A 20,860-nucleotide genomic window follows, 5' to 3' on the forward strand; every position below is an offset into this window, starting at 1 on the left:
CTCAGCGCACGATCGGCTCCAGGAGGGCGATCGTGCGCGCAGCAGCATCGATTTCCACCATCCCGCCGTGGGGCAGGCTTAACTGCCCGCGATGATGGCCGATATTGGCGCCTGCGAAAGCAGGAATGCCGAGCGGCTCCAGATAGCTGGTCAGCAAATCGTCAAGCGTCTGGCCCGCGTAGTCCGGGTCGGAATTCGCACAGCTGCGGCACCGGCCGAAAACCACGCCGGATAGCTGACCCAACACGCCTGCCAGCGAGAGTTGCTGCAGCATCCGGTCGATCCGGTATTCTTCTTCGTTCACGTCCTCGAGGAACAGGATCGCTCCGCTAAAATCGGGAACGTAAGGAGAGCCCATCAGGGTAGAGAGAACGGTCAGATTACCACCCAGCAATCTGCCGCGCGCCATGCCCGTCCGGATCGTCCTTCCTTGCGGCCCCTGTGCGAGTTCGATTCCGGTGCTCAGGACTGGCGTCTCGCCGGTGAAGGCGAGCCGCCACAAGCTTTCCCAGCTTGCCTTGGGCCAGGGACTGCCAGCATTGGGCGCATGGAGGGTGGCGAAGCCTGTCCTCGCCGCAATCGCGAGGTGCAGCGAGGTCACATCGCTATAGCCGATGAGGAGCTTCGGATTCTCGCGGATCAGATTCCAGTCCAGCATCCGAAGCAGCCGCGCCCCGCCCCAGCCTCCGCGAATGGCGAAGATCGCACTTACGCTTTCGTCGGCGAACATCTCCTCGAGATCACTGGCACGCTGGCGATCCGTCCCGGCGAGATAGCCATCTCTTGCAGTGACGCTGGAACCGAGTTTCGGCACCAGTCCCATGCCACGGATATTATGCTGGGCGAAGGCTATCTCCTCGTCGCTCACCGCGCTGGCTGGGGCCACAAGGCCCACTGTATCGCCAAGCGTGATGCGCCGCGGCTTGCGACGCGACCTGGGGCGAGAGGGGGCGTGAGCGAGCGAAGGTGCTGCAGTCGCCAGAGACAGTGCGGCCAGACCGCCGATGGCGGCGCGCCGGTCGATCATACGAGGCTGGCGGGCCCGAATGCTTGCGGAAGGAGCTCGCTGAGCTTCACCCGGTGTACCTTTTGGGGCCCCACACACAGGATCAGCGGATCGGTCCCGCCCAGTTGCGCGAGTTCGTTGAGAACCTGTCGGCAGCGGCCGCAGGGGGTAATCGGTTCGTCGCCCGGCCCGGTCACTGCGACCGCTTCCAGTCCGCCGCGAATCCCGTCTGCCATGGCCTTCGATACCGCGACCGTTTCGGCGCAAAGCGCAAGGCCATAGCTGGCGTTCTCGATATTGGTGCCGGTCACCACGCTCCCGTCTGCAAAGCGCAATGCGCTGCCCACTGCGAAATTCGAATAGGGGGAATAGGAATTTTCGGCGGCCTTGCGGGCGGCAGCGATCAGGTCGTCGTCAGTCATGATTGCGGCTCTACGGTCGCACGACCAGCCAGCGCAAGGGCTTCTCGGCCGCTTCGCTGAGATAGGACGAATTGGCGGTCCAGACCGTCCACGGTCGTCCGCCATAATCGGGCTCCTTCATGTCACCATCCAGCCAGAGCGCACGTTCGAGACGGCGTGCGGGCCGATAGCGATCCTCGAACTCCTCGCTCGGCGCGAGCACGACTGGGGCTTCGGTATGCGATTCGATCTGGTTGACGAGCGTCAGCAACTCGCTCTGCACCGCCGCTTCGGAAACACTCTCGGGACACTCGTCGGTCATACGCGACAGCCGGATCGCAGGAGGCAGCAGGTCGGCATCGCGCGGCACGATAGTGACGTAATTCGCCGATTGCCCGTCGGCGGTTTCACACGGATCGAACAGATGGACCGCGCCGACCTGCAGTCCGGCCTCGCGCGCCGCGGCAAGATTGCGCGAGAAATTGGCGTCCTTGCCGCGCGCGCCGCGACTGGCCTCGAGATAGACGAACTCGGCCCCCAGACCCTTCAGGACCTCGAAATCGACCGCGCCATCGTTCTCGCCAATCAGGGCGCCCTGGTCCGGATAGGCCTGATCGTCTGGTCTCCAGCCCTGCTGCTCGTATTGAAGATACAGCCAATAGCCTGCGCCGATCAGGCCTGCGAGCAGCAGCAACTTGATCAGGAGGCCTCCACGGCTCTTCTTGCGTTTCGCCATCGCCGGTCAGCCCTTGATGTGCAGGACGCAGATGAGGGTAAACAGGCGGCGGGCAGTGGGAAAATCGGTTTCGACCTTGCCTTCCAGCCGCTCGAGCAACAATTCGGCCGCGCGGTTGTGTACGCCCCGGCGCGCCATGTCGATCGTCTCGATCTCGCCCGGTGTCGCCTTGCGGATCGCCTGGTAATAGCTGTCGCAGATGGCAAAATATTCACGGATCGGGCGGCGGAAGCGGGCGAGGCCGAGCAGCAGTTCCTCCAGCACGTTACCTTCGCTGTCCGAGATGGTCATGAGAAGCCGCCCGTCGCGTACGGCGAGACGCAAGTGATAGGGGCCGGCCGACCCGCGTTCGGCCGCGCGCACCGGCTTGAATGTATTTTCTTCGATCAGGTCGAAGATCGCGATGCGCCGTTCCTGTTCGATATCGGCATTGCGCCAGATTATCGTCTCTTCATCGAGATCGATCTTCGCAATGCGCTGGTCGCCTGAAGGGGTGGTTGAATCGCTCATCGTCCGAAGCTGCTTTCGCAACTGCGACGAGGCGGGGCAAGGCCTGTCGAAACAATCCACGCTATCCACAAGTCAGGATGACAAATCGGCACACTCGTTCGCTTGTGGATAGAGTCGCCGACGGCCATGGTGCCGCGCATGGCCGAAACCGATCTTCTCTTCCCCGCAACCGATTCGACACCAACTGCCGAGAAGCAGGGCCAGACCCTGCCTAGCAATGTCGAAGCGGAAGCTGCCTTCCTCGGTGCGGTGCTGATCGACAACCAGGTGGTGCAGGAACTCAACACCCCGCTGCAGCCGCACCATTTCTACGAGCCGGTGCACCAGCGAATCTACGAGCGCATCCACAAGCTGATCGATCGCAATTCGGTGGCTACGCCAGTCACCCTCAAGCCCTATTTCGAGAGCGACGAGGCGATGAAGCAGCTGGGCGGGGTGACCTATCTCGCGCAGCTCACCATGGACGGGCAGGGACTGCTCGCCACCGGTAAGCTGGCCGAACAGATCTACGATCTCGCCCTGCTGCGCGAGCTGGTGCATGTCGGACGCAATCTCGTCGAAGGCGCGCTGGACACTTCGGATGAAGTCGCGCCGATGGACCGCATCAGCCAGGCCGAAGCCGATCTCTACAAGGTGGCCGAAGGTGCCACGACCGGGAGCGAGGCACAGGATTTCCGCACTGCCGCGCTCGGCGCGCTCAAGATGGTCGAGGCGGCGATCAATTCCGGCGGCAAGTTTTCGGGCAAGACCACCGGGCTCGAAACCCTCAACGACAAGACCAGCGGCCTGCATAATTCCGACCTCGTGATCCTCGCAGGCCGTCCGGGCATGGGCAAGACCTCGCTCGCCACCAATATCGCCTTCAATGCCGCGCGCCGGCTGATGGATGACGAGAAGATCGGCATCGAGCGCAGCGAAAGCCCCGGCGCGGCGACCGCCTTTTTCAGCCTCGAAATGAGCGCCGACCAGCTGGCGACCCGTATCCTCGCGGAGACGGCGGAAATTTCATCGGAAAAACTGCGGTCGGGAAAGCTGAGCAAGGAAGAGTTCCAGCGCCTTTCCTTCGCCAGTCAGGAACTGAACGAGCTGCCGCTTTATATCGACGACACGCCGGGCCTCACCATCGGCGCACTGCGCACGCGCGCGCGGCGTCTTAAGCGTCGCCACGATATCGGTCTGATCATAGTCGACTATCTGCAACTGCTGCAGGGTTCGGGCCGCGCAAACGACAACCGCGTGAACGAAATTTCCGAGATCAGCCGCGGATTAAAGACGCTCGCCAAGGAATTGCATGTTCCCGTTATAGCGCTGTCGCAGCTAAGCCGCGCGGTGGAGCAACGCGAGGACAAACGCCCGCAACTGTCGGACCTGCGCGAATCTGGCTCGATCGAGCAGGATGCCGACATGGTCTGGTTCATCTATCGCGGCGAATATTATCACAACGCGCTCAAGCCCGACACGCCGGACGAAACCAGCAGCGAAGAGGCGCGCATGAAATATGCCGATTGGGAAGCGCGTCACCTCGAGCTGGTGAACCGCGCCACACTAATCGTCGCCAAGCAGCGCCACGGTTCCACCGGCAACGTACCGCTGCTCTTCCAGAGCGAATTCACCAAGTTCACCTCGCCCGAACTGCGTAGCGGTTACGAGGATTACGAATAGATCTCAGATACCGAGGTTGAGTCTGCGGGTGACCGTATAGTCGATCACCGAAACCAGCAGCCAGCTGAGGTTCCAGCGAATACGGTTCCACAAGGTCGCACGGCGTTTATGCAGCGGGATGGTTATGCGTTCCGACACGGCGATGTGCTGGCCGACGAACTCGCGCATACGCTCCGCCAGCGCGGCATCTTCGATTTTCAGCACCAGCTCGAGATTGATATAGAGGCTCCGCATGTCGAAATTGGCGCTCCCCAGATAGACTGCATCATCGAGTACGATGAGCTTGGTATGGAGCTTGCACGGCTCGAATTCCCAGATCTCCGCGCGCTTTGCCAGCAGGTAATCGTATAGCGAACGACTCGCTCCGATCGTCGCTCCATTATCCGATTTTCCGGCCATCAGCAGGCGTGTGTCACCTTTCTGCGCGATCCGGCCTATCCGGCGAAGCAGCTTCTTGGGCGGGCTGAAATAGGCCATGAACATGTCGAGGCGGTCGCCTTCTATGAGGTCGTCCGACACGCAGCGCGCCCAGCTCGACAGCCCCCGCGTCGGCCCACCGACCAGCCAGGTGACTTCGTCTTCCTTCCATTCCCAGTCGCGTACCGTGCGGGCGATCTCGCGGGCATGTTGCTCCTCGCGCTCGGTCCACTGGCGCAATTTTGCATACCAGTCGTTCAATCCATCGACCGCCGGACCTTCGATCACGATGCCGAGATCGTTCCACCCGTTTTCTTCAGGCGGCGCGAAGTAATCGTCGGCAATGTTGAACCCACCGAACATTGCCCGTTTTCCGTCTGCAATGACCAGCTTCTGGTGATTGCGAATGAGATAGCGGCGCGTCCACTTGGCAGAAAAACACAGGAAAGCTCCCCCGGCATCGGTCAGCGGGCGCAGGAAGCTTTCGGTTGCGGCCGCACCGAAGCGGTCCACGATGAGCGTCACTTTTACGCCGCGCCGTGCGGCTGCCACCAGCGCATCGCGAAATTCGGTGCTGACCGTATCTTCGGCAAAAATGTAAAAGCAGACATCGATGCTGGTTTTTGCACCTTCGACCAGTTCGAAGAGAGCAATGCGGCGATCGATCCCGCCCGGATAGAAAGCCAGGTGCTGACCCGCCGCATCCATTTCGAACGGTTCCGGGTCCCGGAATTGCGGGGGTGGGCAGGTGCTTTCGGTATCTCCCATTTCCCGGCCTTAGCGACTTGTCGGCACTGCGCAAATCCTTGACTATCGGCCGATCCATCCCTATTTGGCGCGCTTTCCAAGATTCTCTTCAGATTTTGCATCGGAGTGCCCATGGCGCGCGTTACCGTCGAAGATTGCGTAGACAAAATTCCCAACCGTTTCGATCTCGTCCTGCTGGCTGCCCAGCGGGCTCGCGAGATTTCGGGCGGCGCGGAACTGACTATCGACCGTGACCGTGACAAGAATCCTGTCGTGGCGCTGCGCGAGATTGCCGAGCAGACCGTGAAGCCTAAGGATCTGAAGGAAGCTGCCGTCACCAACCTGCAGAAGATCCTGCCGGACGACGATGACGAAATGGATGAAGTAGGTTCGCTCAGCCAGTCGGCGGAGGCGCTGCGGATCACCGCCTCGGCCCCGACCCGTTCGACCTCGATCGGTTCCGACTACGAAGGCTGAACCTCCGCTCGTTCGATACGAAAAGGCCGCCTCCCATCGGGACGCGGCCTTTTTGTATTTGCGTGCATAGAAACGGGCAAATGTTCGACCTCGACGAGGTCTGGTGATGCGGTTTAATAGCAACGCCGGAGGGTGTGGGAATGAGCGATTTCGGCGAAGCAATCGGAACGGCAGCGGAGGGAGGCCTCTTTGCGAAGGTCGTCGGGCGCAAAGGGAACCAGGCCGTTACCGGTGAGCCGACACCGCTCGTCCAGGGGCATTTCGCCGAGGGCACCTGCCTCAATTGCGGGACCGGGCTGATCGGTTCGCATTGCCATGAATGCGGACAGCAGGCGCACCTCCACCGCACAATCGGCGCATTTCTACATGACCTGCTGCATGGGGCGCTCCATTTCGAAGGGCGAACGTGGAAAACGCTGCCCAAGCTGTTCTTCAAACCCGGCGAACTTACGCGCCGCTATATCGATGGGGAGCGGACCCGTTTCGTTTCTCCGATGGCGCTGTTCCTGTTTTCCATCTTCCTCATGTTCGCGATCTTCCAGATGGCGGGAATCTCGACGCCCACCGACATGAGCAGCCCGAATGCGGAGGTGCGTGAACGGGCCGAAGGCGCACGCGAGGCATTGAAGGCAGAACTCGCGGCAACCGATCTCTCGGATAGCGAGCGACGGGCAGAACTGGAGACCGAGATAGCCGGCCTCGACGAAGCAATCGCGTTCATCGAGACCGGAAGAGACTATGATTTCATTGATCGGGACGGAAAACGGGCCTCTTCGACCACGAGCCTGACAGGTATCGAGACAATCGATCAGGGCATCGTCGCCAAGTGGCGCAAAAACCCGGGGCTCATGCTCTACAAATTGCAAACCAACTTTTACAAATTCAGCTGGCTGCTGATCCCCCTATCCATCCCCTTTGTGTGGTTACTGTTTGCCTGGCGACGCCGCTTCAAGGCGTATGATCACGCCATTTTCGTGACCTATTCGCTCAGCTTCATGAGCTTGCTGGTGCTAGCAGTGACTCTGGCAGGGCTTGCAGGGCTGCATACGGCTCTGATCGCACTTGCCCTCATGCTCGTCCCGCCTCTCCATATCTACAAGCAGCTTCGGGGGGCTTACGGGCTGTCACGCTTTTTAGCGTTCTGGAGGCTCGCGGTCCTTACTGTGTTCATCATGGTGATTCTGACGCTGTTTCTCCAGCTGCTGCTGGTGATGGGCGCCTTCTAGTTCACTCGTTTGGATCGGCCCGATCGGCATTCAACTCATCGCCGAGCACAGGCGCCGGCCCCGGAGTTTCCGTATCGTTTTCCTCGATATGGCGTTCCAGGTTAGAAGCACCTTCCGCAACCGCACCGGCGGCTTCCTTCGCGCCTTGTTCGAGAACCTCGCCTGCGACTTCGGCATTTGCCTTGATGTCGTCGCCCGCAAGATCAGCCGTGCGTGCTGCATCTTCCTGCGTTTGATCCGAACATGCGGCAAGGCCGAGGAGGGTTGCGGCAGCGAGGCTGGCAGCGATCATGCGTTTCATCGGTTCGTCCCTGTATTCTGGCGACCGTTCAATCGGTCCGTGTCTATAATGAACGCAAAAAGGGCGCCGAGAGTTTCCCGCTCGGCGCCCTCATTGCTTCGAAATGTGAAGTTCAGGCTCCGGCGGGGGCGCCTTCACCCGATCCGCCGAACTTCTTGCCGGCTTTCGGAACCGTGCTGCCGCCGGGCTGGCGGACTGCAACCGGTCCCTTCGATTCAGCGGGACGGTCGATCTTGCCATCTTTCATCAGCTGATCGATTTCCTCGCCGGTCAGGGTCTCGTATTCGAGCATGGCCTGGGCGAGGAGGTGCAGCTTGTCCTCCTGCGCGGTGAGAATCTCGCGCGCGCGGGCAAGGCCACCTTCGACCAGTGACTTGATCTCCGCATCAATGAGCTTGTTGGTTTCTGCCCCGCCCATGGTGCGAGCGGTCTGACCCATGCCGAGATAGCCTTCCTGGCTTTCCTCATACATCAGCGGGCCGAGCTTGTCGGACATGCCCCACTTGGTCACCATGTTCTTGGCCAGGTCGGTAGCGTACTGGATATCTCCGGAAGCGCCGCTCGATACCTTGTCGTGGCCGAAGATGATTTCCTCCGCCACGCGGCCACCCATGGCCACGGCAAGGTTCGCGTGCATCTTGTCGCGGTGGTAGGAGTAGTTGTCCCGTTCGGGAAGGCGCATGACCATGCCCAGCGCGCGGCCGCGCGGGATAATCGTCGCCTTGTGGATCGGGTCCGATGCCGGCTCGTTGAGGCTGACCAGCGCGTGGCCTGCCTCGTGATAGGCGGTCATCTTCTTCTCGTCCTCGGTCATGACCATGCTGCGGCGCTCGGCGCCCATCATGACCTTGTCCTTGGCGTCCTCGAATTCCTGCATGGCAACGAGGCGCTTGTTGCGGCGCGCAGCCAGAAGCGCGGCTTCGTTACAGAGGTTTGCGAGATCCGCGCCCGAGAAGCCGGGGGTACCGCGCGCGATGGTGCGCGGGTTTACGTCGGGTGCGAGCGGAAGCTTGCGCATATGGACCGCGAGGATTTTCTCGCGCCCGTCGATGTCGGGCACGGGCACGACGACCTGACGATCGAAGCGGCCCGGGCGCAACAGCGCGGGGTCGAGCACGTCGGGGCGGTTGGTCGCCGCAATAATGATGATACCTTCGTTGGCTTCGAAACCGTCCATCTCGACCAGCAACTGGTTCAGCGTCTGCTCGCGCTCGTCGTTCGAATTGCCGAGGCCATGACCACGGCTGCGGCCGACCGCGTCGATTTCGTCGATGAAGACGATGCAGGGCGCGTTTTTCTTGGCCTGTTCGAACATGTCGCGCACGCGGCTCGCGCCGACGCCGACGAACATTTCAACGAAGTCCGAACCGGAAATGGTGAAGAAGGGAACGCCCGCCTCGCCAGCGATGGCGCGGGCGAGCAAGGTCTTACCTGTACCCGGGGAGCCGACCAGCAGCGCACCCTTGGGGATTTGACCGCCCAGCTTGGAGAAACGGCTCGGATCCTTGAGAAACTCGACGATTTCTTCCAGTTCCTCGCGCGCTTCGTCGATACCGGCCACGTCTTCGAATGTCACACGGCCCTGCTTTTCGGTGAGCATTTTGGCCTTCGACTTGCCGAAGCCCATGGCACCGCCTGCGCCGCCACCCTTTTGCACCTGGCGCAGCGCGAAGAACGCGATGCCCAGGATCAGCAGGAATGGCAGGATATTGATCAGCGCATAGACCAGCATGCTGCCGTTTTCGGCTTCCTTGCCGGAGAACTGGACGCCGTTTTCCTCAAGCAGAGGAGTCAGCGTAGTATCGCCCTTGACGGGGATGGTGCTGAACGGTTCGTTGTCGTTGGTTACCCCGGTTATCTGCTCGTCGGAAATCTCGACCGACTTGATCGTCCCTTCGGCCACCTTCTCCTTGAAGTCCGAATAGAGCAGCTGGGTGCCTGCGCTCTGCCCTCCGCCTCCGAACATGGAGACGACCAGCAACAGGCCGAGGAATACACCGCCCCAGACCAGTAGGCTCTTGATCCACGGGTTGGGACCGTTTCCTTCCGGATCGGGTGTGCGGTTGTCATTATCATCGCGCATTGCGGGGGCAATCCTTTCCTAGCGTGTAGAATGTAGGATGGCCCAGGTGAATGGCAAGTTTAGAGGGCGGCGAATTCTCGCTTATTTCCGCTCACACTTATCGACGGCATAGGCGCGGCAAAACACCTCGACCGCCCCCTCGATCCGCTTGCTATTGTATTCAGGATCGTTCGGCTGGCCGAAGCGCCGCTCCATATCGCCCATCCCCTTGCACATGCTGGCAAACTGTTCGGCAGCAAGTTCCGGATCGTCGAGGTCGAGCTCGCCTGCTTCGGCCATGGCCGCAAGTAGCATGCCGAAATTGCGCTTCATGCGGTGCGGGCCAGCCGCAAGAAAGGCGGCACCAATCTCCGGCTCGTGCTCGGTTTCCGCAGCAATTCGACGATCAAACCGAATCATTTCCTCGCGGGAAAGAAACGCCACCATCGCTTCTCCGATGATACGCAGCCGATCGCGCAGGGCTCCGCTCGGAATTTGCCGGAGCGTAAAATACTCGCGCATGCGCGCGCATTCTGCCCCCACCGCTTCCGCAAACAGCCCGCGTTTGTCTCCGAAATGATTGTAAACCGTGACCTTCGAAACCCCCGCATCTGCCGCGACCTGCTCGATAGAGGTCGCCGCAAATCCGCCTTCGAAAAAGGCTTGCGTGGCAGCGGCGAGAATGGCCTTGCGCTTGGCGGCATCCGCTGGCCTGCCTGCCTTCTTCGACTCGCTTGACAAAATGAACGCTCCCGTTCAATTAAACGTAATCGTTCAATAATGGACGAGTCGGGACAGTGTGGCAAGCTCGGCCAAGCAGGAGGCAGCGACGACATGATCTGGATCGCGATCCGCATGCTCACCGGCGATGCCCAGAAATTCTTCGGTCTCGTATTCGGGATCGCCTTTTCGACGCTGCTGATAACGCAGCAGCTGACCATTTTCGTGAACCTGCTCGAACGCGGCGCCAGCGGGGTCTACAACGTGTCGAGCGCAGATATCTGGGTCATGGACCCGGTTAGCCGCACCACCGATGTCGCCTATGCCATGCCCTCCACCGCACTCGATAAGGTTCGCGGCGTGCCGGGGGTTGAATGGGCTGTGCCCCATATCCGCGCAAACGCCTCCGTGCGTACGAAAGATGGCGATCTGGAAGGTGTCGCGGTCATCGGGGTCGACGATGCTACCCTGATCGGGCTGCCCAAAAATATGGTCGAAGGTTCGACCGACGTTCTTTCACGCCCCGACAGCGTCATCATCGACGACGTTGGAACCACGCGCATGTTTCCCGATCAATCACCCATCGGCGAGCGGCTCGAGCTCAACGATCAGCGCGCCGTGATCCGGGGAATCGCGGATGCCATCCCGAGCTTCACCAGCACGGTCGTGCTCTATACCAAATACAGCAATGCGCTGAACTATGTCCCCGGCACGCGCAACCGGCTGTCGTTCGTTCTCGTGGGCGCCGAGGATCCTGCGGCGGCGAAAACGCTCTCCGAACGTATCGAACGCGAGACAGGCCTGAAGGCGCAAACGCGCGAGGAATTCGCGCGCGATGGCGTCCAGTTCATCATCGACAATACGGGCATACCGCTCAACTTCGGGATAACCGTGGCGCTCGGCTTTATCGTGGGAGTCGCCATCGTCGGCCTGACCTTCAGCCTTTTCATCCGCGACAACATCAAGCAGTTCGGCGCGCTCAAGGCCATCGGCGTGACCAACGGCAAGATACGCAGGATGGTCGCGGCGCAGGCAGGTCTGGTCGGATTGATCGGCTACGGGCTCGGCGTGCTCGGCACCGTGGTATTCATCTCCGCCTTTTCCTCCGACCCGACCTTCAAGGGCTTTTACATTCCGTGGCAAATCCCGCTTATCAGCCTGGTCGCGGTCGCGCTCATTCTCGGCCTGACCGGCTGGCTGGCCTTGCGGAGCGTGCTGAAGACCGAACCCGCGGCGGTGTTCCGGTGAGCGCGCCCGCCATCTGCACGCGCGCAGTCACGCGCGACTTCCAGGCGGGGCAGCAGACCATCACCGTGCTGCACGGGATCGACCTCGATGTGAAGGCGGGAGAGATGACCTTTCTCGTCGGCGAGAGCGGGTCGGGCAAGACCACGCTCATCTCGATCATGTGCGGTATACTCTGGCCCACGCAGGGAGAGGTGAAGGTCTTCGGCACCGACATTTACGATCTCAGCGACGACGAACTCGTCGAATTCCGGTTGAACAACATCGGCTTCATCTTTCAACAGTACAATCTGATCCCGTCTATCGATGCCGCGAGCAATGCTGCCGTGCCCTTGATGGCGCAGGGCATGGACCGTGAAGAAGCGCGCATGCGCGCGGTCGCCATGCTGGAAAAGCTGAATATCGGCGATCAGGCCGCCAAGCTGCCGAACCAGCTTTCGGGCGGACAGCAGCAGCGCGTCGCCATCGCGCGCGCTCTTGTGCACGAACCCCGTCTGGTAGTGTGCGACGAGCCTACCGCTGCGTTGGATGCTTCGTCGGGACGACGGGTGATGGACCTTTTACGAGAAGTGGCCGTCGCCGAAAATCGCGCCTGCATCATCGTAACACACGACAATCGTATATTCGATCTCGCCGATCGCATCCTCGTGCTCGAGGACGGCGTGGTTACTCATGACGGCACTGAAATGCCGGAGGATCACTGATGGCCCTTGATATCAAATCGCTTAGCTTCACCCGCCAGATATTGCCCCTAATCGCGGTAGTCGGGCTTGTGCTTGCTGCCTTCTACATCTTGTCCGGCCAGCCCGATCGGGAACTGTCGGATCCCGACCGCGAACCACCGCGCGCACCCGAAGCGCTGGCGAACGAAGCACGCGTTGCAGGATCGGGCGTGGTAGAGCCGTCGAGCGAACTGGTGCAGATCGGCTCCGCGCTTTCGGGACTGGTCACCGGAGTATTTGTCCAACCGGGGGAAAGGGTCAGCGAGGGGCAGACCCTGTTCACCGTCGATGACCGTCAGGTGCGCGCTCAATTACGCGAGGCCGAAGCCGCCATTGGCGAAGCACGCGCAGCAATAGCGGAAGCGCAGAGCGCCGAGGCGACTGCCAGCCGTCAGCTTGCGCTGTACCGCAGTGTCGACGATCCCGCCGCCGTAAGCCGCAGCGAAGTCATCCGCGCAGAGGGCGAAGCGAGCGCAGCGGCAGAACGCCTGCGGCTTGTCCGCGCCCGGCTCGATGCGGCGCAGGCCCGGGCGGCTTCGGCACGCACCGAAATCGGCCGGTTGACCATACGCGCACCTATTGCCGGCGAAATCCTGGCGGTGAATATCCGCAAGGGCGAATATGTCTCGACCATGGGCGGAGGCGGATCACAGCCCTTCATCGAGATGGGCCAGACACAGCCGATGCATGTGCGCATCGATATCGATGAGGAACAGGCTCCCCGTATCGCACTAGGACAGCCTGCCACCGTCTCACCCCGCGGTGCAGCCGAGCAGCAGGTGAAAGCCAGCTTCGTGCGTGCCGAACCGCTCGTCGTGCCGAAGCGGTCGCTGACCAATTCGGCTGCGGAACGCGTCGATGTGAGGGTGTTGCAGGTCATCTACGAACTGCCTGCCAGCGCAACCGGCGACACTGGCATATTTCGGGTCGGCCAGCAGGTCGATGCCTATATTCCGGCCAGGCAGAGCAAGTGATGCGGCAAATCCTCCTCCTCGCGGGCACGGTGGCACTGGCCTCATGCGCTGCCGGACCACCGCCAGAAGTAGCGACCCCGACACCGGTGCTGCCTCCCCAATTCCTCTATGCGCCTGACGTCCAGACTGATGCGGAGCTGGCCGCTCTCCTTCCGCAAGACGACCCCGGCTTCGGCACACTCGCGGCCCAGGCTCTGGCCAGCTCGCCAACCCTGGCGGAAGCACTCGCCCGCATCGACCAAGCCCGCGCGGGCGCGAATCGAGCTGGGGCGGAACGTCTGCCCTCGGTCGGGGCGAACGCTTCGGTCACGGGCCAGCGCACAAATCCCCGACAGTTCGGCGCCTCGCTTCCTCCCGGCGTGAGTATCGATACCGAACGGGTCAGCTACGCCGCCAACCTCACCGCTCGGTGGGACCCTGACCTGTTTGGTCGCTTGCGAGCACAGGAACGCGCAGCGTTGGCGCGGATAGATGCCGCCAACGCCTCTTCACGCGCAGTACGCAACGCTCTCCTCTCGGAGATTGCCGCCAGCGTTATCGACTGGCGGACACTCGAGGCGCGACAGAAAGCAATCGAAGAAGATATTGCCGCTGCCGAAGGTCTTGCTCGATTGGCGGGTGTGCGCGAACGGGCAGGCATCGCGCCTGGCTTCGACAGGGTCCGCGCCCAAAGCGCCGCCGATGCCTCCCGTAGCCGCCTAGCCGCTTTGGAGAGCGAGCGCGCCCGGCTGACCGGCAGGCTGGTGACGCTGACGGCACAGGGAGCAGCGCAGGTTCACGCAGCGCTGGCCCTTGATCCGCCTGTTGCCGAACTTCCTCCCCCTCCAGCCGCCCTGCCATCGACGCTGCTTGTGAACCGGCCCGACGTGCTGTCTGCGGCTGCAGAGCTTGCAGCAGCGGATGCCGAACTCGCTGCAACTGCACGTCGCAGGTTTCCCTCTTTTGACCTCTCTGCTGCGCTCGGATTGCTCGCTTTCAGTCCTGCCGACCTGTTCGACGAGGATAGTCTGGTAGGATCGCTCGCCGCTTCGGTTGCCGCACCCCTGTTCGACTTCGGTCGGATCGAAGCGGAAATAGACGGCGCAGCCGCCACAAAGCGAGCGGCGTTCCAAGCCTATCGCGGATCGGTCTATACCGCACTTGGTGACGCGGAGGCCGGATATGGGCTTGTCGCAGCTGCAGACCGCGAATTGGCGGCAGCACAGGCGGAGGCAACCAGTCTGCAGCGCGCCGCACGTCTGGCGGAAACGCGCCAGCGGGCGGGACTCGCCGATTTCCTAACGGTACTGGAGGCTCGCAGGGCAGCCGACGCAAGCGGTGAGCGGGCGGCAGCGGCACTTGGCCGCGCAAGAAGAGCGCGGGTCCTGCTGTGGCAGGCCTTGGGCGGAGAGGTTCAGCCGGACGATTGAAAGATGCCGGCGGATTTACGCTGAAATAATAAGCGCGTTGCTCGTCATTAGGGTGAAGCGATCAACCCACCCGAAGTGCAGTGTCTGCCGAAGTCACGATCGCCAAGCCCCCGGCTCCACCTTCCTCGTCATCCGACGTGTAATAGTAATAGGTCCCACCACCTATCGCGGCGACTGCCAATAGCAATGCAAAGAGCATCACCAGTCCATCGTGCACGATCAAGGCGAGGCCGATGGCAGCAATCGCGAGCATAGGGCCGGAACTGGCGAAAGGGAGGAACTCGAGCGGCGGAACTGTGACGCACAGAATGATGACTGCCAGTGCCGCGACCTTAAGCCCGATCCCTCCGGTCAGTTTCCCGAGCCGGTCCTTGCTGTGCCCGTCCAGCCAGTGTGCGATGCCGCGCAGCTTCTTGACCGACTTGTGCAGCTTCTTAGCGCCGACCGCACGTCTCTGAATGAATTGCGGCATCCATACGTGGTCCTTTCCAAACAGCATCTGGACCGCGACAAGCGCGATGATCACAGCAAGAAAGGTCGGTACGCCAGGGATACCGCCCACGGGGGTGATCTCGATCAGGGCGGGCAGCATAATGAAGGGTCCGAAGCTGCGCCCGCCGAAATCGTCGAGCACATCGCCGATGCAGACCTTGTCGTTATGCGCCGCCAGCTCGTCGAGTTCGCCGATCACGTCCTCAACGCTTTTCGGTTCGTGCCGGGTCTTATCGTCGCTCACTCGCTATCCCCTTCGCCCCTCAACGCACGATGGGACAAAAGAGGTGCCAACGGTCGTTCAGCCGCTTTTCCTGAGCAGCGCCGAACGTTCGCACCGGCATACGACCTCGCTGCGCTGGTTCACTGCTTCGTGCAGGAAAGTGACGATACCCGTGTCGGGCCGCGACTTGCTTTCGCGCAGTGCAATTACCTCGCTGGTGGCATGCAGCGTGTCGCCTATGAACACCGGTTTCGGCATGATCAGCTTGTCGTAGCCCAGATTGGCAACCAGTGTGCCGAGCGTCGTATCCCCTACACTCAGCCCCACCATCAGCGAGAAGGTAAAAGTCCCATTGACCAGGATCTGCCCGAACTCGCTTTCCTTCGCCGCTTCCACGTCGAGGTGGAGCGGCTGCGGATTGTGGGTCATAACGGTGAAGAAGAGGTTGTCCGCTTCCGTCACCGTACGCCGGATTTCATGCGTCAGCCTGTCACCGACCTGCCATTCGTCGAAGAATTTGCCTGCCATCAGCTATGGCCCATCACGGCTTTCACCTCGAGGAAATCGTGGAAGCCCCACTCGCCCCATTCGCGGCCGTTGCCGGACTTCTTGTAACCGCCGAAGGCCGCATTCATGTCATAACCGCCATTGATAGCGACACGACCAGCACGGATACGTTTGGCGAGGCTGCGGGCGATTTCGATGTCTTCGCCGGTGATCGCACTGGCAAGCCCATATTCGGTGTCGTTGGCGATGCGGATGGCATCGTCATAATCGTCGTAACCAAGGATACAGAGTACCGGTCCGAAGATTTCCTCCCGCGCAATGGTCATATCGTTGTCGACATCGGCGAATACGGTCGGCTTCACATAATGGCCGGTCTCCAGACCTTCGGGCTTGCCGGGGCCGCCCACCACCAGCGTCGCACCTTCCTCGATACCTTTTTCGATGAGCGCCTGAATCTTGTCCCACTGCGTGCGGCTGACAACCGGCCCGATGGCAGCGTTGCCTTTCGGATCACCCGGGATGACGCCTTCTGCGGCTTCCTTCGCCACGGCCTTGGCTTCTTCCATACGCTTGTGCGGCACGAGCATACGGCTCGGCGCGGTACAGGTCTGGCCGGAATTGCCCATCATCGAGACTGTTCCCTTGGCCACCGACTTCGCGAAAGCGCTGTCGTCGAGAACGATGTTCGGGCTTTTCCCGCCCAGTTCCTGCGCCACCCGCTTGACGGTGTCGGCAGCGTTCTTGGCGATTGCGATGCCCGCGCGCGTCGAGCCTGTGAAACTGACCATGTCGATGTCGGGATGACCGCTGATGGCTTCGCCCACACCCGGCCCATCGCCATTGACCAGGTTGAATACACCTGCAGGCACGCCCGCAGCATCCATGATCTCTGCAAATATATACGCGTTGAAAGGCGCGATTTCGGACGGTTTGAGAATCATGGTATTACCAGTCGCCAGCGCGGGGAACACCTTGCAGGCGATCTGGTTCAGCGGCCAGTTCCACGGGGTGATCATGCCGACCACGCCGATCGGCTCCCACACGTGGAGCGTCGGGCCATCCTGACGTTCGAATTCGAAACCTTCCAGTATCTCGATTGCCTTCTGGCAGTGTCCGGCGAGCAGGCCCACGTGTGGTCCGTTGGCAAGGCTCATCGGCGCGCCCATCTCGTCGCTGACAGCGGTCGCGAGTTCTTCCTTGCGGCTTTCGATTTCGGCCTGGATTGCACGCAGCAGCGTGAGCCGTCCTTCCCTGCTGGTCTGGCTGAAGATCTCGAAAGCTCGGCGCGCGGCGGCAACTGCCTTGTCGACATCGGCCTTCGTGCCGAAACTGATGTGACCGATGGTCTCTTCCGTCGCGGGGTTTTCGACCGCTACGGTGTTTTCCGTGACCGGATCGACCCATTGGCCGTCGATGTAGAACTTCGTGAATTCGCGCATGAGGTATCTCTCCTTTTGCCCGCTCCACTAGCCCCTTGTCGCCCAGCGCGCCACCACCTCTTCGCCATCTTCTGCACTGTCGCGGATCGTCCCTGGCGTGCGACCGAAACGCGGTGCCGGCGCCGTGTGCGAAAGACCGCCGTGCTCGACGAATGCCCCGCGCGCTTTCATATGCGGATGATCCTTAGCTTCATCCAAAGGCACGACCGGGGCGAAGCACGCGTCGGTTCCTTCGAGCAGCGCCACCCACTGCGCCTGAGTCTTGGTCTTGAACAGCGCGGCGAGCTTTTCGGCGTAGTCGTCCCAATTCTTCGGATCGAGCTGTCCCTCGGCAAGCTCCTTCGGCGCGTCTGCACGAGCCAGCAGTTCTGCATAGAATTGCGGCTCGATAGCACCCACGCTGATCTCGCGGCCATCGGCACATTCATAGCAGCGGTAGAAATGCGCCGCCCCCCCCAAAAGCCCTGCACCCCGCTCGGTCGTTCGCAATGCGCTATGCGGCTGGCCGTAGAAAAAGCTCATCAGACTGGTCACGCCATCGACGATTGCCGCGTCGACGACCTGGCCCTTCCCGCTCTTTTCGCGTTCGTAGATCGCCGCAAGGATCCCGAAGGCGCAGTACATCGAGCCGCCGCCGAAATCGCCGACGAGGTTTTGCGGCGGAATGGGCAACTGCCCCTTCGCCCCGATGCTGTCGAGCGCCCCGGTGATGGCGATGTAATTGAGATCGTGGCCAGCTGCCTGCGCGAGCGGCCCCTCCTGCCCCCATCCGGTCATGCGAGCATAGACGAGCCGCGGGTTGAGCGAGAGCATTTCATCCGGACCGAGCCCCAGCCGTTCCATCACTCCTGGGCGGAAACCTTCGACGAGAACATCGGCATGCGTAAGCGCCTTCTTGACGAAAGCCTGACCGTCCTCGCTCTTGAGGTCGACCGCCGCCCTGTTGCGCGCCCTTTCGACTACCGCATTCATTGGCTGGTGTCCGGGCCGTTCGATCCGCACTACTTCCGCACCCAGATCGGCAAGGAGCATCGCCACGTGAGGCCCCGGCCCAATCCCCTGAAACTCGACAACTTTGAGGCCTGCCAGAGGTCCGTTGCTCATTTTTCTCTCCCGATCTTGCGTTTAGTCCACACAAATCCAAACAGTCCGTAATTGCAACCGAAATGGCTGTACCCCCACGCCATAGCGAACGGTGGCCTTGTTGCAGGGGAGCGTATATGCCTCGGGTCAATGGCACTGTTCGCCCCTCAAGCCGACGAGACGCATATGGATCGAATCGCTGATCGCGTCCCTCTTCACGACGGATTCGGACGGCGCTTCACCTATCTTCGCCTCTCCCTGACCGAGCGCTGCAATTTCCGCTGCAGCTATTGCCTGCCGCAAGGCTTCGTGAAGAAGAAAGGCTTGCCGACCGAACTTTCACCTGACGAAATCCGCCGTGCGGTGAGCGCTTTTTCGCAACTTGGCCTTCGCAAGGTGCGGCTGACGGGCGGGGAGCCCACGGTTCGTCCGGATTTCACGGAGATCGTACGCGAATTATCCTGCATCGAAACGGTCGAGCGCATCGCGATGACGACCAATGGCTACCGCCTCGCCGAACGGGCGGCCGAATGGCGCGAGGCGGGGATCGACGCGGTAAATGTCAGCATCGACACACTCGACCGTGATGGTTTCGCCAAACTGACCGGCCATGATCGTCTGTCCGAAGTCGTCGCCGGTGTCGATGCAGCGATCGGTACCGGATATTCCTCGGTCAAAATCAACAGCGTCCTTCTCCGCGAGATGGAAGGCACCGGCTGGGAAAAGGTGCTGGACTTCGTCGCCGAGCGGGACGTTACCTGGCGTTTCATCGAATTGATGCGCACCAACGACAATGCGCAATATCATGCACAACAGTCGACGCCGGGAGAAGCCATCCGCGAACGGCTCCTGAATTCTGGCTGGACCCCTGTTGCGCGGGAGCGAGATGCCGGACCGGCAATCGCATACCGCCATCCACACTACCGCGGTCGCATCGGCCTGATCGCGCCCTACTCGCCCGGCTTTTGTGACAGCTGCAATCGCCTGCGCCTTTCCAGCCGGGGCCGGCTGCATCTTTGCCTTTTCGGGAAGGAAGGTTTCGACCTACGGAATTACCTCCAGCACAAGGACCAGCAATCCGAGCTGATCGATCGCATAGTCTCGGCGATGCCATACAAGGCTATTGGGCACCGCCTCCATGAAGGCGACAGCGGGGCCACGCCAAATCTCGCCTCCATCGGCGGTTGAGAAGACGAGCGATGCTGAGCTTTGACGAAGCCATCGCGCTATTGGCTGAGAATGTCAGACCTCTGGGTACTGAATCAGTACCACTAGAACAATCGGCTGGCCGCTTCCTCGCTGAAGACCTTCTTGCGCGCAGCGATGCTCCGCGAAGCGACGTCTCGGTCATGGATGGTTATGCCGTAAGGCTTGATTCCCTCGGCGAAACGGACTCGCTGGAGGTGGTCGGTGAAGCGCGGCCCGGCGCTCCTTTCAAAGGCAGCTTGGGAAAGGGCGAAGCGATCCGTATCTTCACCGGCGCGGCCATTCCCCCGGGTGCCGACTGCGTAATCATGCAGGAATATGCGCGCGCCGAGGGTAACGCCGTATCCTTTTCCCCAGGTCATGGACCGGAGCGACATATCCGCACCGCAGGGAGTGATTTTCGCGCTGGCGACGTAATCCTCGAACGCGGAACTCACATTACACCGCCGATAATCGTGCCCGCCTCCGCCGCCGATCAAGCCACAGTAATGGTCGCAAGACGGCCGAAGATCGCCATCATAGCCACTGGCGACGAACTCGTATCCCCCGGCAAGGCATTCGCGATCGATTCAGGGGTGCCGGATTCGATCAGCTACGCAGTTGCCTCCCTGTGCAAAGTAGGGGGAGCGCAGGTGATATCTCGAGTCAGGAGTCCCGACGAGCTTGCCGAACTCACCAAGCATGCTTGTGTAGCAGCCGCGATGGCCGACTGTATCGTGGTGACCGGCGGCGCTTCTGTCGGCGAACGCGACCTTGCGCGACCAATGTTCGCGGACACAGGAATGGACCTGATCTTTTCCAAGCTCGCCATCAAACCGGGAAGGCCGGTATGGTTCGGTCTGGCCGGCGCGAAGCCCGTTCTGGGATTGCCCGGCAATCCTACCTCGGCCATGGTGACGGCACGCTTGTTCCTGCGCCCACTATTGGCAAGATTGCAGGGCGGACCGGTTGAAAAGGAACTAAACTTCGTCCCGGTAAGGCTGGCGTCGTCCCTGCAGAGCTCCGGAAAGCGGGAAACATTCGTACGAGCGTCATCGACGGCAGAGGGATTGGTACCAGTCGGCAATCAGCAGAGCGGCGCTCAATCGCCGCTCGCCGTTGCCGATTGGCTTATCCGAATTCCTCCGGGCTCTAACGCATACACTGCAGGTGCTTTCGTAAAGGCTTTGGCGCTGTGATCGAATAGGTTGGCGCAGATGCCGAGGGAGTAATCGTTGGCATTTTACAGAGTAGTTAGGGTCCCCCCGACACTGCCTACGACAGAAGCTTTAGCAATGTCGCGTGCGTCAGGACCT

At 61.2% G+C, this 20,860-nt stretch carries 21 protein-coding genes; 9 read left to right on the forward strand and 12 right to left on the reverse strand.

All coding sequences use genetic code 11. The annotated features are described in order from the left end of the window. Position 1: 1 nt before the first annotated feature. The 4 genes from AC13CE_RS11650 to AC13CE_RS11665 are packed head-to-tail and all read right to left on the reverse strand — an operon-like array spanning position 2 to position 2,653. Positions 2 to 1,027, reverse strand: a complete 1,026-nt coding sequence (locus tag AC13CE_RS11650) for a S66 peptidase family protein (protein WP_482972503.1) — start codon at positions 1,025 to 1,027, stop codon at positions 2 to 4. Continuing rightward, positions 1,024 to 1,428 carry a cytidine deaminase gene (locus tag AC13CE_RS11655; RefSeq protein ID WP_482972504.1) on the reverse strand — a complete coding sequence of 135 codons (405 nt, stop codon included), beginning with the start codon at positions 1,426 to 1,428 and terminating at the stop codon, positions 1,024 to 1,026. The genes AC13CE_RS11650 and AC13CE_RS11655 overlap by 4 nt, the downstream gene beginning before the upstream one ends. A 10-nt stretch (positions 1,429 to 1,438) precedes the next feature. Next, positions 1,439 to 2,143: a glycoside hydrolase family 25 protein gene (locus tag AC13CE_RS11660; RefSeq protein ID WP_482972505.1), complete on the reverse strand. Its 705-nt coding sequence runs from the start codon at positions 2,141 to 2,143 to the stop codon at positions 1,439 to 1,441. A gap of 6 nt (positions 2,144 to 2,149) precedes the next feature. Continuing rightward, positions 2,150 to 2,653, reverse strand: coding sequence for a UPF0262 family protein (locus AC13CE_RS11665; RefSeq protein ID WP_482972506.1), 504 nt, complete (start codon positions 2,651 to 2,653; stop codon positions 2,150 to 2,152). A 138-nt stretch (positions 2,654 to 2,791) separates the two neighbouring features. On the opposite strand from AC13CE_RS11665, the gene AC13CE_RS11670 reads away from it, so the two are divergent. Beyond that, the gene (locus AC13CE_RS11670) at positions 2,792 to 4,315 is read left to right on the forward strand and encodes a replicative DNA helicase (RefSeq protein WP_482972507.1); all 1,524 of its coding nucleotides are present in this window, start codon (positions 2,792 to 2,794) and stop codon (positions 4,313 to 4,315) included. Between the two features lie 3 nt (positions 4,316 to 4,318). On the opposite strand, the gene AC13CE_RS11675 is transcribed toward AC13CE_RS11670, so the two are convergent. Continuing rightward, positions 4,319 to 5,500: a phospholipase D-like domain-containing protein gene (locus AC13CE_RS11675; RefSeq protein ID WP_482972508.1), complete on the reverse strand. Its 1,182-nt coding sequence runs from the start codon at positions 5,498 to 5,500 to the stop codon at positions 4,319 to 4,321. Positions 5,501 to 5,611: 111 nt separating this feature from the next. Here AC13CE_RS11675 and rpoZ point away from each other — a divergent pair, with 111 nt between their 5' ends. Then, positions 5,612 to 5,956: a DNA-directed RNA polymerase subunit omega gene (gene rpoZ / locus AC13CE_RS11680; RefSeq protein WP_221538431.1), complete on the forward strand. Its 345-nt coding sequence runs from the start codon at positions 5,612 to 5,614 to the stop codon at positions 5,954 to 5,956. Positions 5,957 to 6,096: 140 nt separating this feature from the next. After that, positions 6,097 to 7,182 (forward strand): DUF3667 domain-containing protein, encoded by a 1,086-nt coding sequence (locus tag AC13CE_RS11685; RefSeq protein WP_482972509.1) that lies wholly within the window; start codon positions 6,097 to 6,099, stop codon positions 7,180 to 7,182. A 1-nt stretch (position 7,183) separates the two neighbouring features. Here the strand turns inward: AC13CE_RS11685 and AC13CE_RS11690 are convergent, their stop codons facing one another. The 3 genes from AC13CE_RS11690 to AC13CE_RS11700 form a co-directional block, all read right to left on the reverse strand. Continuing rightward, positions 7,184 to 7,483: an entericidin EcnAB gene (locus AC13CE_RS11690; protein ID WP_482972510.1), complete on the reverse strand. Its 300-nt coding sequence runs from the start codon at positions 7,481 to 7,483 to the stop codon at positions 7,184 to 7,186. Between the two features lie 112 nt (positions 7,484 to 7,595). Then, the gene (ftsH, locus tag AC13CE_RS11695; RefSeq protein ID WP_482972511.1) at positions 7,596 to 9,566 is read right to left on the reverse strand and encodes an ATP-dependent zinc metalloprotease FtsH; all 1,971 of its coding nucleotides are present in this window, start codon (positions 9,564 to 9,566) and stop codon (positions 7,596 to 7,598) included. Between the two features lie 81 nt (positions 9,567 to 9,647). Continuing rightward, complete coding sequence (locus AC13CE_RS11700) at positions 9,648 to 10,286, reverse strand: TetR/AcrR family transcriptional regulator (RefSeq protein ID WP_473821956.1); 639 nt, start codon at positions 10,284 to 10,286, stop codon at positions 9,648 to 9,650. A gap of 39 nt (positions 10,287 to 10,325) precedes the next feature. Between AC13CE_RS11700 and AC13CE_RS11705 the strand changes: the two genes are divergently transcribed. From AC13CE_RS11705 to AC13CE_RS11720, 4 genes are read left to right on the forward strand one after another with little or no spacing between them, the layout of a single operon-like run. Then, a complete protein-coding gene (locus tag AC13CE_RS11705; protein ID WP_482972512.1) occupies positions 10,326 to 11,513 on the forward strand; it encodes an ABC transporter permease in 1,188 nt (395 codons plus the stop codon). Next, entirely contained in the window at positions 11,510 to 12,214 is a 705-nt protein-coding gene (locus tag AC13CE_RS11710) for an ATP-binding cassette domain-containing protein (RefSeq protein WP_221538437.1), read from the forward strand. Before AC13CE_RS11705 ends, AC13CE_RS11710 begins: the two co-directional genes overlap by 4 nt. Next, positions 12,214 to 13,206, forward strand: coding sequence for an efflux RND transporter periplasmic adaptor subunit (locus tag AC13CE_RS11715; RefSeq protein WP_482972513.1), 993 nt, complete (start codon positions 12,214 to 12,216; stop codon positions 13,204 to 13,206). Before AC13CE_RS11710 ends, AC13CE_RS11715 begins: the two co-directional genes overlap by 1 nt. Next, a complete protein-coding gene (locus AC13CE_RS11720) occupies positions 13,206 to 14,615 on the forward strand; it encodes an efflux transporter outer membrane subunit (protein ID WP_482972514.1) in 1,410 nt (469 codons plus the stop codon). The genes AC13CE_RS11715 and AC13CE_RS11720 overlap by 1 nt, the downstream gene beginning before the upstream one ends. A gap of 61 nt (positions 14,616 to 14,676) precedes the next feature. Here AC13CE_RS11720 and AC13CE_RS11725 read toward each other — a convergent pair whose 3' ends face one another. The 4 genes from AC13CE_RS11725 to AC13CE_RS11740 are packed head-to-tail and all read right to left on the reverse strand — an operon-like array spanning position 14,677 to position 18,380. Next, positions 14,677 to 15,351, reverse strand: coding sequence for an exopolysaccharide biosynthesis protein (locus tag AC13CE_RS11725; RefSeq protein ID WP_482972515.1), 675 nt, complete (start codon positions 15,349 to 15,351; stop codon positions 14,677 to 14,679). Positions 15,352 to 15,408: 57 nt separating this feature from the next. Next, entirely contained in the window at positions 15,409 to 15,858 is a 450-nt protein-coding gene (locus AC13CE_RS11730; protein WP_482972516.1) for a MaoC family dehydratase, read from the reverse strand. Continuing rightward, positions 15,858 to 17,276, reverse strand: a complete 1,419-nt coding sequence (locus AC13CE_RS11735; protein ID WP_482972517.1) for an aldehyde dehydrogenase family protein — start codon at positions 17,274 to 17,276, stop codon at positions 15,858 to 15,860. Before AC13CE_RS11735 ends, AC13CE_RS11730 begins: the two co-directional genes overlap by 1 nt. A 27-nt stretch (positions 17,277 to 17,303) precedes the next feature. Further along, positions 17,304 to 18,380, reverse strand: coding sequence for a CaiB/BaiF CoA transferase family protein (locus AC13CE_RS11740; RefSeq protein ID WP_482972518.1), 1,077 nt, complete (start codon positions 18,378 to 18,380; stop codon positions 17,304 to 17,306). Between the two features lie 129 nt (positions 18,381 to 18,509). Here AC13CE_RS11740 and moaA point away from each other — a divergent pair, with 129 nt between their 5' ends. Both moaA and AC13CE_RS11750 read left to right on the forward strand, forming a co-directional pair. After that, entirely contained in the window at positions 18,510 to 19,547 is a 1,038-nt protein-coding gene (gene moaA, locus AC13CE_RS11745; RefSeq protein WP_482972519.1) for a GTP 3',8-cyclase MoaA, read from the forward strand. An 11-nt stretch (positions 19,548 to 19,558) separates the two neighbouring features. After that, positions 19,559 to 20,743 carry a molybdopterin molybdotransferase MoeA gene (locus AC13CE_RS11750; protein WP_482972520.1) on the forward strand — a complete coding sequence of 395 codons (1,185 nt, stop codon included), beginning with the start codon at positions 19,559 to 19,561 and terminating at the stop codon, positions 20,741 to 20,743. The last annotated feature ends 117 nt before the right edge of the window (positions 20,744 to 20,860 follow it).

This window comes from Qipengyuania sp. B-5 (genome assembly GCF_056857815.1).

Bases quoted from the DNA above. Each gene is read 5' to 3' on its own strand.
- AC13CE_RS11730 (WP_482972516.1), bottom strand. From the start codon at position 15,858: ATGGCAGGCAAATTCTTCGACGAATGGCAGGTCGGTGACAGGCTGACG.
- moaA (WP_482972519.1), top strand. From the start codon at position 18,510: ATGGCACTGTTCGCCCCTCAAGCCGACGAGACGCATATGGATCGAATC.
- AC13CE_RS11660 (WP_482972505.1), bottom strand. From the start codon at position 2,143: ATGGCGAAACGCAAGAAGAGCCGTGGAGGCCTCCTGATCAAGTTGCTG.
- AC13CE_RS11670 (WP_482972507.1), top strand. From the start codon at position 2,792: ATGGCCGAAACCGATCTTCTCTTCCCCGCAACCGATTCGACACCAACT.
- AC13CE_RS11735 (WP_482972517.1), bottom strand. From the start codon at position 17,276: ATGCGCGAATTCACGAAGTTCTACATCGACGGCCAATGGGTCGATCCG.
- AC13CE_RS11665 (WP_482972506.1), bottom strand. From the start codon at position 2,653: ATGAGCGATTCAACCACCCCTTCAGGCGACCAGCGCATTGCGAAGATC.
- AC13CE_RS11650 (WP_482972503.1), bottom strand. From the start codon at position 1,027: ATGATCGACCGGCGCGCCGCCATCGGCGGTCTGGCCGCACTGTCTCTG.
- AC13CE_RS11685 (WP_482972509.1), top strand. From the start codon at position 6,097: ATGAGCGATTTCGGCGAAGCAATCGGAACGGCAGCGGAGGGAGGCCTC.
- AC13CE_RS11655 (WP_482972504.1), bottom strand. From the start codon at position 1,428: ATGACTGACGACGACCTGATCGCTGCCGCCCGCAAGGCCGCCGAAAAT.
- AC13CE_RS11715 (WP_482972513.1), top strand. From the start codon at position 12,214: ATGGCCCTTGATATCAAATCGCTTAGCTTCACCCGCCAGATATTGCCC.
- AC13CE_RS11705 (WP_482972512.1), top strand. From the start codon at position 10,326: ATGGACGAGTCGGGACAGTGTGGCAAGCTCGGCCAAGCAGGAGGCAGC.
- rpoZ (WP_221538431.1), top strand. From the start codon at position 5,612: ATGGCGCGCGTTACCGTCGAAGATTGCGTAGACAAAATTCCCAACCGT.
- AC13CE_RS11740 (WP_482972518.1), bottom strand. From the start codon at position 18,380: ATGAGCAACGGACCTCTGGCAGGCCTCAAAGTTGTCGAGTTTCAGGGG.
- AC13CE_RS11675 (WP_482972508.1), bottom strand. From the start codon at position 5,500: ATGGGAGATACCGAAAGCACCTGCCCACCCCCGCAATTCCGGGACCCG.
- AC13CE_RS11750 (WP_482972520.1), top strand. From the start codon at position 19,559: ATGCTGAGCTTTGACGAAGCCATCGCGCTATTGGCTGAGAATGTCAGA.
- AC13CE_RS11720 (WP_482972514.1), top strand. From the start codon at position 13,206: ATGCGGCAAATCCTCCTCCTCGCGGGCACGGTGGCACTGGCCTCATGC.
- ftsH (WP_482972511.1), bottom strand. From the start codon at position 9,566: ATGCGCGATGATAATGACAACCGCACACCCGATCCGGAAGGAAACGGT.
- AC13CE_RS11690 (WP_482972510.1), bottom strand. From the start codon at position 7,483: ATGAAACGCATGATCGCTGCCAGCCTCGCTGCCGCAACCCTCCTCGGC.